We start from the raw sequence: 12,524 nt of genomic DNA, 5'->3' as shown, positions 1-12,524 counted from the left end.
GGTATGTTGTCATTCCGTTGCACCGGCTTACTCCGTTAGTGACTTAATGGTGCTTCATATTTCGCAACGCTAAAGCCCCATGTGGTGGCAGGGAAAATTCGAACCTGTTGAGCCGACTCAGGTTTTTTATCTCCGGTAGATTTAAGGCTGATAGTTTGTCCTGGCAGCAGGTAACTATTGGGCAGCGTCCACTCAAGGTTTTCGGGCAGCGTTTTGACCATCCGTGAAAGTCGGACGACATACGGCGAGGGATTATTGACGGTTAAGGTATCGCCCTGTTGTTGCCAAAGCAGATGTGTCCACGGGGATAAATCTTTCACCAGCCCGGCGGGACGGATGATCACCGGTAGATTCTGGCGCACCATTATTCTTACTTCGCTTTTATCTTTCTTTTGTGGCGGAACGCCTTCGAAAATAACCCGTTTGAGGCGCTCAGTTTTAAGCGGTTCTTTACTGGTTAAAATAAAACGTACACGTTGCGTTTTTCCGGGTTCCACGCGGGCGGCGGGTGGTGTAATAACCAGCAAGGCGTCGTTATCGTCGGAGGTATTCTCAAGTGTAGTTAACAACAGCACCGGAAAGGTATCGCTATTCTTAACATTCATTGCACCTTCGCCATCGCTTTGTTCAACAATGACAACGGACGATTCGGGTTGCATACCGGTGGCTTGCACGTTTGCGGCAGATAATAGGAGAGATAACCCTACGATTTTAAATAAGGATGACATTTTTATCATGATTACCTGGTTAAGAATAAAAATATTTATGCTGTAATGTTAATAAATAAATAGCCAGATAAAGTTAAAAAAGCCCCTCAAAAAAGGGGCTGAATAGATGTTGTTATTAATGCTATATAATGATCTTGACTATCAAATTATAAGTAAACTAATTCGATTGTGGTTGAACCATCAAGTTCAACAGGTTTAGACAGATCAAGTTCAGAGGTTTTATTAATATAAGCTTGAATATCCATTTCAGCGCTTAAGGTGGTCAGAGCTTCCGGTTCTGTACCGGCGTTAGTTTTGGTCCAGGAAAGGTGAGCGAGCGTATCAGTGCCGTATAGAGGTTGAGAAACCGACTGGGCCAGCCAGGTATTTTTATCATCGATAGAACGTAACGTGGTTGCTGCTACGCCATCAGCAATGGCACTCAGCGTAAAGCGTGTTGCATAACCACCAATTTTGCTGGTGCCATCAAGACCCAAACCGGTAACTGGCAGTGAGCTTTGATTGCCAAAGAAACGCAAACCGGCTGGGGATATTGCAGCACCGCCAATACCTTCTACACCAGTGGCATTCGAACCCGCACGGTTATTAATCGCTTTAATCGCGACTTTAGTTGGCGCATCACAGTTAATCGAGAACTCGACACTTTTCACATCCAACACCGTATAATTATCCGGCGACAGCTTTTCAGCTTTAATATCACCATAATCGATTGCACCACCGCCAGCAATTGTCGGAACACAAGCAGAAGGTGTAATTGTGCCTTTTACTGTGAAGTCAACGCTATCTGCTAAAGCAGGTAGTGTAGTCGTTGCCAAAATAGCCAGTGCGCAGGCGCTTTTTTGCATTGCTTTCATCATTTGTTAATTCCTTTTATTAATGGGGTTCGGATGTACCTTACCAATCCACGAGTATGGAGTTATTTAAGAATTGGCTTGAAACTAGGACAAGGCACGAAATTTATATAAATATTTTTTATGCTTGCATTGCTGCTAATGAGAGCTTTGTGATGGAGACCATTAGTATGGGTGGTTAAAAAAACAGCTAGTAAGTCATTCGCTAATTAACGAATGACAAATACGAGAGTGATTTCTTTAGAATTGAACGGACGGCTTTAGGCTGTAATTAAACCGGCATAAACCAGCGTAATTTTTGCTGTTCACGTCCGTTGTCATCCATATTTGCTGCGCTAAGCCAGTGGTTCAAGGCTCGCTGAATCTGCGGCCATTCCTGATCGATGATCGACAACCAATCGGTGTCGCGATTGCGTTGTTTGCGCGTCATGGCCTGGCGAAAGCGGCCTTCAAAGGTAAAACCGAGGCGCTCTGCTGCGCGGCGGGAAGCATGATTAAGCGAATCGCAACGCCAAGCCACGCGGCGATAACCTAACGCAAACGCCTGTTGGATCAGTAAAGACAACGCTTCGCTGCCCAGCACGTTGCGCTGCATCAGCGGCGACCAAGTGACATGACCAATTTCAATCGCGCCGTTCTGTAAATCAATATTGGCGAAACACACTGCGCCAACCGCTTGCTGGCTGGCTTTGTCGATTACTGCATAACAGACTAATCCGCTGTCATCGAGTTTCGCCGCAATCCAGTTGCTCATTTCGATTAACGATTGCGGTTGCGATGCGCCAAGCCAGGTCCAGTCACGATCGTCCAGTGCCAGTGAGAAAGCGGCAAACAACGCCGCGCTGTGTTCAAGTGTTAATGGCGCGAGTTGGCAGAAGCGTCCGGTGAGAATAGTGGCGGGAGGTGTGGTAGCCGGCTGCCAGTCGGGCAGAGCAACGCCGACTGGCTGACCGTATTGATTGACGTGTGTCACCGGAATTCCTCATGTTGAGCACTTTTTCCGGTTTATTTCTAACACATTAATGGAACAAGCTAAAAAACTTCCACAGTAAGAATGACAGAACATGTGAGCCCTGATCGAGCGACGAAATCTCGCTGGTGCCGGGCGGGATGTTAAAGCCGATGTTGTGCGCAACCTGAGTTATCAGCGGTGCCATCGCGGTGCCAATCCACAAAATCGCGCACACCACCACAATCGATGAAAGCAACGAACGGAACAAGTTGCCGGCGCAAGGGATAATCACCCAGGTCAGGAAGATCGGAATGACCGGCAAATCCGCAAAAGGCAGGATCTTATTGCCCGGCAAGATAGCGGCAATAAACAGCGTGAGCGGCACCATCAGAATACCGACGGAAAGGATCTTTGGATGTCCTAATGCAATCGCGCCATCCAGTCCGATATACACCTTACGACCGGGAAACTTTTTCGACATATAGCTTTGCGCGCCAATCGAAATGGCGGATAAGCCTTCCATTAATTTGCGCGTCATCATTGGCAGCAAAATCATCACCGCGGCGAGCTGCGTCATCAGTACTAGGGTGCCTTTCACGTCATATCCTGCCAACAGTCCAATCCCTAAACCAATTAACAAGCCGAGAATGCCGGGATCGCCGATGATTTTATACAGCACGCCAATACGATTTTCATTTTGGCTTTCGGCGCTATCGCCAGCCTGGTGAGTAGAGAAAATTTTCTCCATAATCTGATCATAAATTTCATTGCCTGCTGCACCCGCGAGGATTTTCACACCCAACCAGGAAGGGCAATCAAGCTGCGTTCCCGGCGGCAACGCAGCAGAGTGAATAACAAAGTCAGGTTTAACCGATTGCGTATATTGTTCAACTTCCGCCAATTTGCACTGTGAAATCTCTAATTGAATATTCAGGTCATCAAAGTGTTTTTGTACTTTCTTGATGATCATCGAAGATGTCGCCACGCCGGAAGGGCAGCACACCAAACATTTGGCGCGGGTTTGACGGTTAATTACATCCTCAGCATCACGGCTTTTTTCACCGATTTTATTGATGCCGGGAATAATGCTCCATAATTTGTTTAATCCATAACCGACCGGCAACCAGTTGATGGTTTCCAAATGCGCAAAGGTTACGCCCGGCATCTGGAAATATTTCTCGACAATGGGCGCGCCCCAATCCGCTAACTTCAATACCACGATAATACTGATAGCAATCGCCAGCAGGCTTAGGAAAATTGAGCCGGTGGAGTAATACACCAGCGCGCCGGTGAAGATGAAGTGCCAGTAATTCCACAAATCAACATTCAGCACATTGGTCCAGTTGCGCCACAGCATGATGCCGTTAATCAGGAAATGCAGGACGAATACCCAGAGCACCAATGGCGTCGCGTAAGATATCGCCGCGCCAACCGACCAGCCGGTATCTAAAACTGTTAGATGGATGTCAAAGCGTTCTGTCATTAATTTGGTCGCCGCGCCGAGATTAGTCACCATAAAACCAATCATCAGGTTGATACCAATAAAACCCACCGATATCGCAATGGCGCTTTTAATTGCATCCAGCAACTTCACTCTAAAAAATAGCGCCACAAATAGAATTAATATTGGCACAACAATGGTTGCGCCATAAGAGAGGAAATTATCGATGTAACTCATAATCAGAGCAACCATGGTACAACCTCTATGTTTTATAAATATGTGGGGCCGCCAGATAGGGCGACCACGAACCCTGGTATTGACGACTTAATCTTTTAATGCGGCAACAAATGATGAAAGGGTATTTAATGCCGCCTCTTCATCAGGCCCATCGGCGCTGATGGATATTTTGTCCTGATAAGAAATACCTACTTGCAGCAGTTTCATCAGGCTTTTGCCGTTTGCTGTTTTCTCACCTTTCTGCACGGTTATTTCTGATTGGAAAAGTTTGGCTTCTTTAACAAAGGCGGCACCGGGCCGGGTATGTAATCCAGTGGGATTAGAGATCACGATTTCTATAGATTTCACCTCGTCCTCCTTATTAACTAACTAACGCGCGCAGCGTGTCGGCATCTTTCGCCTGAGTTAGTTGCTCAATGAGTTGTTCATCATCCAGTAGCTCCATGATTTCCATCAGAATGCCTTCGTTGAGATCCTCAGTACTTTTCGCTGCCATGGTAAAAAGCAGACTGACCGGATCATGATCTTCGTGTCCAAACACCACCGGCTCTTTAAGAATCACCAAGCTGCAACCGGTTTTCAGCGCACCGGCTTCTGGCCGGGCGTGCGGCATAGCGATGCCCGGCAGGATCACGAAATAAGGTCCGTGTTCCGCTACGCTGGCGAGAATGCCGTGATAATAATCGGCGGTGATATAGCCTTTTTCTTCGAGTAGCGAGCAACCGTGTTTAACTGCTGTTTGCCAATCGCTGGCAATATAGTGTGTCGAGAATAAGTTATCCGCGATAATTCTGGCACCTAATTTCATAATCAATCCTATTAATCAAATGAACGAGGGAATTAATGCGTGTCGCTTAATCCATAACCGTGGAATTTAATCAGCACTTCATCAATTTGCGCATCGGATAATATCGGCGCTGGATCCATAATCGGCAGAATAGACAGATAAAGTTTGGCTAACACTTCCACTTCCTGCGCCAGCCACAAGGCTTTTTCCAATGTTTTCGCCGTGGTGATCATGCCGTGATGCTGTAACAACGTGGCTTTATAACCTTGCAGGGCTTTAACCGCATGTTCAGATAAGGCTTGGGTGCCATAGGTAGCGTAAGGCGCACAAGGAATCACTTTGCCACCCGCCGCAGCCACCATGTAATGAATGGCTGGAATCTCTTTATTCATTACCGCAACCGCCGTGGCGCAAATCGCGTGGTTATGCAGCACCACATTTTCTTCCGGTTTGGACTTTAAAATATCCAGATGGAAGCGCCATTCGGAAGAGGGATTTTTGCCCGCATCGGCGTGTCCGTGTTCATCGACGAAGACAATGTCTGCTGGACTGAGATCTTCATACGGCACGCTGGTGGGGGTAATTAACATGCCATTTTGGTAGCGCACGCTGATATTGCCCGACGTTCCCTGGTTCAAGCCCATGGCACTCATCTTCAAGCAGGTATCGATAATTTGCTGGCTAATCTCTGCACGACTCATATTTCGCTCCTTAGGTTGATTGGCTAAGAAGGTAAATGCGTCACGTAATTAGGTGGCTGAGGATTTGCGGCAAGCTGTGATACTAATCATAAAAAATGGCGGTAATAGACGATTTTATTGGGTATTCATCACAGTTCATTTTGACTATTTGATACGGTTTTGTATCAAACGGTCATTCGGGAGCGTGAAAGGGCGGTCACCATAAATGGCGACCCTACGGAAATTCAGCTGTAGAATATTGAGGTGACGTCATTCAGATTGAAAAGATTCAGTTCACCGCGTGAACCTATTTTGCTTTTATCGATTAGCAGAACTTTGTTTTTCGCCCAGCTAAATACATACTTTTTGAATTTAGCATTGCCATTATTGGTGTCCCAAATATTGCCGAGATTATCAATGCTGTCGCAAGAGAAAATAAACACATCAATCTGTTTCGATTTGATGGTTGAAATCGCATCGCTGTTAATAAAGAAACTTGAATATTTTCTAACCAAAGTGCCGCCGGTACAGATCAACGTGATGTTTTCTTTCTTCTCCAATTCACAGCAAATGCGGAAGCTATTGGTGATCACGGTCAGCGGAATATCGGGCAACTGTTTCGACAGATACCAGCAGGTGCTACTGGCGTCGAGTGCAATACACATCTGCGGTTTAATCAATGAAAGCACCTGCGAAACCACATCTTTCTTATTTCTGGCGTGACGGCGAAAGCGGTCAACAAATGACAATCCGTTATCACTGTTATCATCCGCCAGACCTTTAATTTTGCCGTGCTGACGAATGATTTTTCCCTGCTGATGCAGCTCACGAATATCACGCCGTACCGTCTCAACACTGACGCCCAGTTTTGCCGCTAACGCATGAGTCGCTAAGGATTGTTGGCTGTCGATCAGTGCCAAAATGGTGCGTTGTCGTTGCTGTTTCATCGCCCGTGATATCTCATAAAATCCGATTCCGCACTATACCCTAAATAATTCAGGTTTCAGCCAGGCGGCGCAATGGCATCGCAACGTTCCGATGCGCTATCATGCGCGTCTCAATCTTTTCAGTCATCACGATGGTTGTTTTCAAGGCAACCACGATTTTGGCTGAACTTTTCACCTGTGGTTCGGAAAAATCATGTCATCAGTACAACCTCAACTTACGCAGTTGCCCAATGAGGCATCGCTGCCGCGTGCCAGCGTGCTCAAAGCCCTGTTTGCGCTCGGCACCGGCGGTTTCGCCATTGGCACCGGCGAATTCGTCATCATGGGCTTGCTGCCCGACGCCGCCAAAGGCCTTAACGTCTCGATTCCTTCCGCCGGGCATCTGATCAGTATTTATGCGCTGGGTGTGGTGATTGGCGCGCCGCTGCTCGCGATTTTGGGTGCGCGCGCTTCACGTCGTAACTTCCTGATGACCTTAATGGGATTGTTTGCGGCGGGCAATTTACTCAGCGCCATTGCGCCGGGTTATTACTCGATGCTGCTGGCGCGTTTTTTAGCCGGTTTCCCGCATGGCACTTTCTTTGGTGTTGCCGCGCTGGTGGCGGCGGGATTGGTGGAGCGCGGCAAACGGGCGCAGGCGGTGTCGATGGTGCTGTTTGGCCTGACCATTGCCAACTTGCTTGGCGTCCCGGCGGTCACCGCCATTGGTCAATGGTTTGGCTGGCGTGATGCGTTCGCCATTGTGGGCGGTTTGGCGCTGATCACCTTGCTGCTGGTGTGGATGTGGGTGCCGAACGTGGCGGGCGATAAGAATGCCAGCCCGCTGCGTGAGCTTTCGGCGTTAACCCGCAAGCAGGTGTTGTTGACGCTGGCGATTGGTGCGGTCGGCAGCGGTGGCTTGTTCTCGGTGTTTAGCTACGTCAAGCCGACCATGACTGAACTGGCGCACATGCCGGTGAGTTGGATCCCGGCGGTATTGGCGCTGTTTGGTTTAGGCATGATTGTCGGCAACGTGGCCGGTGGTCGTCTGGCCGATCGCGGCATCGAAAAAACCATTCGCATTTTGCTGGTGTGGTCGATTCTGGTGCTAAGCGCGTTTGTGTTTGCCGCGCACTATGCGTTGGCAGGCGCGATTAACGTGATGTTGGTCGGCACCATGGTGGCATTAGCTAGCGTGCTGCAAATCCGCTTAATGGATGTGGCGGGTGACGCGCAAACCATGGCGGCGGCGATGAACCACTCGGCGTTTAATCTCGCCAATGCGTTAGGTGCCTGGTTGGGCGGCGTGACCATTTCTGCTGGCATGGGTTGGCAGTCAACCGGTTGGGTTGGCGCGATTCTGGCGGTGTTCGGTTTGCTGATTCACAGTGTAGCGATGCGTGACGCGCGCCGTAAATCCATCACATTTGCCCACGAAAGCGTTTAGTTATGATGGTCGCCAAACATGGCGACCTTACGCCAACTTCTGCTGCAAAAACGCCATAAATACCCGGTTAATCTCGCTGCGCTGGCGATGTTGCGGATACAGCGCATTGAGATTGAGCGAAGCCGGTTGCCAATCATCCAGCACGCTTACCAACTCACCACTGGCTAAAGCAGGGGCGACGATAAATTCCGGCAGCAGAATCAAACCCAAACCCGCCACCGCCGCATCACGTAGCATTTCCCCGTTATTACTCACCATCGGCCCTTGCACGCTAATCACCTTACGTATGTCGCCATTAAACAACTCCCAGCCGGTTTGGCTTTCGCGTCCGTAGCGCAGGCATAAATGGTCGGTGAGATCTTCCGGCGTGCATGGCGCGCCTGCACCCTGAAGATAAGCCGGGCTGGCACAAATCACGCGACGAAACTCACCCAGCCGTTTAGCGATCAGGCTGGAATCCGGCAACGTACCAATGCGAATGGCCATATCAAAGCCTTCACCAATCACATCCACATAGCGATCGGCCAATTCAACCTGAAACTGCAAACCGGGATGCACGCTGAGGAATTCGGCGATATACGGTGAAAGGTGGCTGATGCCAAACGACATCGGCACGCTCAGGCGAAAATTGCCCTGCAAAACCTGCTGGCGGCCGGAAACCGCCAGTTCAGCTTCTTGCACATCATCCAAAATGCGCTGCGCGTGTTGGGCAAAAATCTGCCCGTTATCGGTGACGGAAAGCTTACGCGTGTTGCGATTCAGCAGGCGTGCGCCCAATGAATCCTCCAGCGCGGCGATGCGGCGACTGACGTATTGCTTCGATAGCAATAACTGCTCGGCGGCGGCGGTGAAGTTACCGGCCTTAATCACGGCTACATAAATGCGGAGATCTTCAATCTGCATATTGTCCACTTATCGGTGACAGTCATTGTCTTTGTGACGCATTGTTGGGCAAATCAGTTTACGTATACTGATGTGCATCGGGAAGCGCAATCGCCTTCCAACCGCACAATTGAGGAGTAGATCATGATTGAACAACGCCTGGCAGAACAACGCGGAGTAGGTGACCACGGTTGGCTGAACTCGCATCACACCTTCTCGTTTGCCAATTATTGGGATCCAAAACAGAGTGGCTTCTCGGATTTGCTGGTGATCAACGATGACCGCGTGGCGCCGGGTCGTGGTTTCGGTGCACATCCGCACAACAACATGGAAATCATCTCCTACGTGCTGGAAGGCGCGTTGGAGCACAAAGATTCGATGGGCACCGGATCAGTGATTGTACCGGGCGATGTGCAGTTGATGAGCGCGGGCAGCGGCGTGACGCACAGCGAGTTTAATCACTCCAAAAGCGAAAACGTGCATTTCCTGCAAATCTGGATTGTGCCGGGCGAACGCAACAGCGCGCCGGGTTATCAGCAGATTTCGGTGGCGGAAAGTGAAAAGCGTGGCCAACTGCGTCTGATCATCTCACCGGAAGGTGAAAACGGTGCGCTCAGCGTGCGTCAGGATATCCGCATTTATGCCGGATTCTTTGACGGTGCCGAGCAGCAAACTTTCGCCCTCGACGCCGATCGTTATGCCTACATTCACGTGGCACGCGGCAGCATCGAAGTGAATGGCGTAAAGTTTAAAGAAGGTGACGGCGCGCGCGTGCGCAATGAAACTGCGCTGCACTTTGCCAACGGTAACGATGCCGAAGTGTTGGTGTTTGATTTGCGTCCGCTGGAAGTCAATCATCCACAACGTTAATCATTCATAGCCTAATTAAAAGCAGCGTGCTTGATGACGCTGCTTTTTTTATGCCCGATCACAGCGGTTGTAACACTTTTTCTTAACATTGATCGCAGTGATTAAGATCGCAATAAAGTTTCCCATTCCCTCTTAAATAGTTAGCCAAACAACGTTCGCATCATGGCTAAACATGGAGAGGGCAACATGCACGAAAAAATTCCCGGAACCCGTTGGTATCGCGTTATCGCGCCGATTCTGATTACCTGCATTGTCTCGTTCATGGATCGCGTCAACATCAGTTTTGCCTTACCCGGCGGCATGGATCAGGATTTGGCGATCACCAGCCAAATGGCCGGCGTGGTCAGCGGCATCTTCTTTATTGGCTATCTGTTTTTGCAGGTGCCGGGCGGGCGCATCGCGGTGAACGGTAGCGGCAAACGCTTTATTGCCTGGTCACTCACCGCGTGGATGGTGGTGTCGATCGCCACCGGTTTCGTCACCAACCATTATCAGCTGCTGGCGCTGCGTTTTGTGTTGGGCATTTCGGAAGGCGGTATGCTGCCGGTGGTGTTGACCATGGTCAGCAACTGGTTCCCGGAGAAAGAGTTAGGACGCGCCAACGCCTTCGTGATGATGTTCGCGCCGTTGGGCGGCATGTTCACCGCACCGATTTCCGGTTACATCATCAACGTGCTGGATTGGCGCTGGCTGTTCATCATCGAAGGGCTGCTTTCCGCTGCGGTGCTGCTGGTGTGGTGGCTGGTGATCGCCGACCGCCCGGAAGAGGCGCGCTGGCTGCCAGAACGTGAAAAGCAGTATCTGTTGAGCGAACTGGCGCGCGAAAAAGCCCAACACCGCTTGCAGCAACCGGTCAGCAATGCGCCGTTGAAAGCGGTGTTTCGCAATTCGGGATTAATGAAGTTAGTGGCGCTTAACTTCTTTTATCAAACCGGCGATTACGGTTACACGCTGTGGCTGCCTAGCATTCTGAAAAATCTCACCGGTTCAAATATGGCGGGCGTTGGCTTGCTGGCGGCGATCCCCTTTGTCGCCACGGTGCTCGGCATTTACACCATTTCGTGGTTAAGCGATCGCACCGGCAAGCGGCGTTTGTGGGTGATGGTGTCGCTGTTCTGCTTTGCGGCGGCGCTGCTGGCTTCGGTGGTGTTACACGACAATGTGGTTGCCGCTTATATCGCGTTGGTAGTGTGCGGATTCTTCCTCAAAGCCGCCACCAGCCCGTTTTGGTCGATTCCCGGACGCATCGCCTCGCCGGAAGTGGCAGGCAGCGCACGCGGCGTGATCAATGGCTTAGGCAATTTAGGCGGATTCTGCGGGCCGTATTTGGTGGGCATTATAACGCTGCTCTACAGTCAAAACGTGGCGATTTGCTGGCTGGCCGGATCGCTGGTGGTGGCGGGGATTTTGACGCTGATGTTGCCGAGGGCGTGTGATATCAATCCATCGTTGCCGCGTGAAGCGTTAGGCCAAAAGCCGCTTCATCATTGAGTTCAGCAGCGGAGCGCATGCTCCGCTGTTTACTCATTTGCGCATCAACGCATCCTGCCAGCGGCGCGTGAGATAATTGTGCTCATCCATCACTGAATTCCACACCGCAATATGGCCCATGCGCTGGGCGTAGCTGCCGCCGTCACGCACTTCTCCGGCGGGAATCAACGGCGCGCCCCACGCATCGAACAGCATTTCCGCCGCGGGTTTGCCGCCATACCAAAAATCCCATTCGGCGGCGGAGAGATGAGCGCGACTGCGTTCGGGGTTGGAGATGTAATAGCCCTGACGCGCCATCACTGCGCCCGGCCAGCCGGATTGCCACCAGTTGAGGTAATCGTAAGCGGCGTCTTTGATATGGCCGGTGGCGCAGCGTGATAACGACATGCCGCCGTACCACGCACGATAACCTTCACGCGGATGCGCCATTTTGTAGCCGCGCTGGTGGAAATGATGACGAAAATAGATCGGTGCCCACAGACTCTGCACTTCCACTTGACGATTGTCGATCAGTTCGCAGGCTTGCTCCTGGCTGGCCCAAAAGGCGGCAAAATGGCCCTGACGATTGAGCCGCGCCAGCGCTTGAGTGAGCACATCAATCTCTTCCAGCGACAAATTTCCGGTGTTGGCGAAGCGCGCCAATCCTGCACCTTGCATCGCCAACGCCGCATCCAATCCGCCCATTGCGGCATCTTCCTGCAACGCCACTTGCCCGGTAAGCGCTTCATGCAGCAGCCAGCCCCAACTCTCGGCTTCATTGCGCAGCGCAGCGGGCAGGCGATCAACGTGGTAAGCAAAGCTGTCGGCATTATGAGTCAACGGCAACATGCTGATGCGGTCGCTGGGTTGGCTGCTGAGATGCAAATCGCGCTGCACATAAAGCCGCTGCGACGGCACGCTACCATCAGCAATAATGCCATCGCCGGTTAGAGTGCCGGTTTTTGCCAGCGCATTGACTTCATCCCAATAGTGCAGACGCGTGATCTCTAACGGCTGAATGGCGCGCGCCGGCCAGACAAAATCAATGTTATGAAACCATTGATCGTAGATGTCGTAGCTTTCCGGATGCATCACCGCGATGCGCTGCGCATCTTCCACGCTGTGCAACAGATATTCAATTTTGATGCCGAGATCTTGCTCGGCACGCACCCGTAACATCTCCAGCAGCGTAACCGAGGTGCCAAGCACGCGTAAGGTCAGTTGGTTGTTCACCCTCGCCGCAGAATTCATGG

Annotated in this window: 13 protein-coding genes; 3 read left to right on the top strand and 10 right to left on the bottom strand. The window is 50.9% G+C overall.

All coding sequences use genetic code 11. The features are described 5' to 3' along the window. Positions 1-35: 35 nt before the first annotated feature. From ACPUC7_RS08250 to fucR, 8 genes are all read right to left on the bottom strand, one after another. The gene (locus ACPUC7_RS08250; protein WP_494922746.1) at positions 36-734 is read right to left on the bottom strand and encodes a fimbria/pilus chaperone family protein; all 699 of its coding nucleotides are present in this window, start codon (positions 732-734) and stop codon (positions 36-38) included. Positions 735-874: 140 nt separating this feature from the next. Next, positions 875-1,585, bottom strand: a complete 711-nt coding sequence (locus ACPUC7_RS08245; RefSeq protein ID WP_494922514.1) for a DUF1120 domain-containing protein — start codon at positions 1,583-1,585, stop codon at positions 875-877. Between the two features lie 265 nt (positions 1,586-1,850). Further along, positions 1,851-2,552 carry a GNAT family N-acetyltransferase gene (locus ACPUC7_RS08240; protein WP_494922513.1) on the bottom strand — a complete coding sequence of 234 codons (702 nt, stop codon included), beginning with the start codon at positions 2,550-2,552 and terminating at the stop codon, positions 1,851-1,853. Positions 2,553-2,598: 46 nt separating this feature from the next. Next, positions 2,599-4,224 carry a PTS transporter subunit IIC gene (locus tag ACPUC7_RS08235; RefSeq protein ID WP_494922512.1) on the bottom strand — a complete coding sequence of 542 codons (1,626 nt, stop codon included), beginning with the start codon at positions 4,222-4,224 and terminating at the stop codon, positions 2,599-2,601. Positions 4,225-4,296: 72 nt separating this feature from the next. Further along, positions 4,297-4,557, bottom strand: a complete 261-nt coding sequence (locus tag ACPUC7_RS08230) for an HPr family phosphocarrier protein (protein ID WP_494922511.1) — start codon at positions 4,555-4,557, stop codon at positions 4,297-4,299. A gap of 13 nt (positions 4,558-4,570) precedes the next feature. Further along, positions 4,571-5,017, bottom strand: coding sequence for a PTS sugar transporter subunit IIA (locus ACPUC7_RS08225; protein ID WP_494922510.1), 447 nt, complete (start codon positions 5,015-5,017; stop codon positions 4,571-4,573). Positions 5,018-5,049: 32 nt separating this feature from the next. After that, positions 5,050-5,697, bottom strand: a complete 648-nt coding sequence (locus ACPUC7_RS08220) for an L-fuculose-phosphate aldolase (RefSeq protein ID WP_494922509.1) — start codon at positions 5,695-5,697, stop codon at positions 5,050-5,052. 224 nt (positions 5,698-5,921) lie between these two features. Beyond that, entirely contained in the window at positions 5,922-6,623 is a 702-nt protein-coding gene (gene fucR, locus ACPUC7_RS08215) for an L-fucose operon activator (protein WP_494922508.1), read from the bottom strand. Positions 6,624-6,816: 193 nt separating this feature from the next. Here fucR and ACPUC7_RS08210 point away from each other — a divergent pair, with 193 nt between their 5' ends. Next, positions 6,817-8,049: an MFS transporter gene (locus ACPUC7_RS08210; RefSeq protein ID WP_494922507.1), complete on the top strand. Its 1,233-nt coding sequence runs from the start codon at positions 6,817-6,819 to the stop codon at positions 8,047-8,049. A gap of 27 nt (positions 8,050-8,076) precedes the next feature. On the opposite strand, the gene ACPUC7_RS08205 is transcribed toward ACPUC7_RS08210, so the two are convergent. Then, complete coding sequence (locus ACPUC7_RS08205) at positions 8,077-8,952, bottom strand: LysR family transcriptional regulator (protein ID WP_494922506.1); 876 nt, start codon at positions 8,950-8,952, stop codon at positions 8,077-8,079. A 123-nt stretch (positions 8,953-9,075) separates the two neighbouring features. Between ACPUC7_RS08205 and ACPUC7_RS08200 the strand changes: the two genes are divergently transcribed. Further along, a complete protein-coding gene (locus ACPUC7_RS08200; RefSeq protein WP_494922505.1) occupies positions 9,076-9,801 on the top strand; it encodes a pirin family protein in 726 nt (241 codons plus the stop codon). 186 nt (positions 9,802-9,987) lie between these two features. After that, positions 9,988-11,292: an MFS transporter gene (locus ACPUC7_RS08195; RefSeq protein ID WP_494922504.1), complete on the top strand. Its 1,305-nt coding sequence runs from the start codon at positions 9,988-9,990 to the stop codon at positions 11,290-11,292. 33 nt (positions 11,293-11,325) lie between these two features. On the opposite strand, the gene ACPUC7_RS08190 is transcribed toward ACPUC7_RS08195, so the two are convergent. Beyond that, a complete protein-coding gene (locus ACPUC7_RS08190; RefSeq protein ID WP_494922503.1) occupies positions 11,326-12,522 on the bottom strand; it encodes an ABC transporter substrate-binding protein in 1,197 nt (398 codons plus the stop codon). Positions 12,523-12,524: the final 2 nt, after the last annotated feature.

This window comes from Pantoea sp. CFCC18179 (genome assembly GCF_059412405.1).
The sequence above is the reverse complement of the archived record's forward strand: the minus strand, read 5'-3'. Positions and strand labels throughout refer to the sequence as shown.

What these genes read in the sequence shown, in the direction of transcription:
- ACPUC7_RS08245 (WP_494922514.1), bottom strand. Translation starts at nt 1,585, where the DNA reads ATGATGAAAGCAATGCAAAAAAGCGCCTGCGCACTGGCTATTTTGGCA.
- ACPUC7_RS08220 (WP_494922509.1), bottom strand. Translation starts at nt 5,697, where the DNA reads ATGAGTCGTGCAGAGATTAGCCAGCAAATTATCGATACCTGCTTGAAG.
- fucR (WP_494922508.1), bottom strand. Translation starts at nt 6,623, where the DNA reads ATGAAACAGCAACGACAACGCACCATTTTGGCACTGATCGACAGCCAA.
- ACPUC7_RS08190 (WP_494922503.1), bottom strand. Translation starts at nt 12,522, where the DNA reads ATGAATTCTGCGGCGAGGGTGAACAACCAACTGACCTTACGCGTGCTT.
- ACPUC7_RS08205 (WP_494922506.1), bottom strand. Translation starts at nt 8,952, where the DNA reads ATGCAGATTGAAGATCTCCGCATTTATGTAGCCGTGATTAAGGCCGGT.
- ACPUC7_RS08225 (WP_494922510.1), bottom strand. Translation starts at nt 5,017, where the DNA reads ATGAAATTAGGTGCCAGAATTATCGCGGATAACTTATTCTCGACACAC.
- ACPUC7_RS08195 (WP_494922504.1), top strand. Translation starts at nt 9,988, where the DNA reads ATGCACGAAAAAATTCCCGGAACCCGTTGGTATCGCGTTATCGCGCCG.
- ACPUC7_RS08200 (WP_494922505.1), top strand. Translation starts at nt 9,076, where the DNA reads ATGATTGAACAACGCCTGGCAGAACAACGCGGAGTAGGTGACCACGGT.
- ACPUC7_RS08210 (WP_494922507.1), top strand. Translation starts at nt 6,817, where the DNA reads ATGTCATCAGTACAACCTCAACTTACGCAGTTGCCCAATGAGGCATCG.
- ACPUC7_RS08235 (WP_494922512.1), bottom strand. Translation starts at nt 4,224, where the DNA reads ATGGTTGCTCTGATTATGAGTTACATCGATAATTTCCTCTCTTATGGC.